The organism is Acinetobacter sp. 12966 (genome assembly GCF_031196995.1).
Taxonomy (GTDB): domain Bacteria; phylum Pseudomonadota; class Gammaproteobacteria; order Pseudomonadales; family Moraxellaceae; genus Acinetobacter; species Acinetobacter geminorum.
Map to the genome: position 1 here is coordinate 1 of NZ_JAVIMC010000057.1, position 301 is coordinate 301.

At 33.6% G+C, this 301-nt stretch carries 1 protein-coding gene; it reads left to right on the top strand.

Annotation, left to right across the window (positions count from 1 at the left end):
• Window positions 1-104: 104 nt before the first annotated feature.
• Window positions 105-301 (top strand): alkyl hydroperoxide reductase (locus RFW85_RS08415; protein ID WP_309171396.1); only part of this gene is annotated, 197 nt, incomplete at its 3' end.

Sequence of the window (301 nt, forward strand, 5' to 3'; positions counted from 1 at the left end):
AAAAAACCGATCAAATATATAAAAACATACTGTTTTACCTATTTTATGTTTTCACGTACTATGCATCTATTGAAAGAATTTGGATGCATTGGAGTAAAAAACAGATGTTAGATCAAAACATTAAAACTCAATTAAAAGCTTACTTAGAACGTCTAGAAAGTCCAATCGAATTAGTTGCTGCTTTAGATGAATCAGATAAAGCTGCTCAAATTAAAGAACTAGTGAGTGAAATCGCTGAGCTTTCTGACAAAGTGACTGCCCGTTTTGACGGTAACAATACACGTCGTCCAAGCTTTGGTGT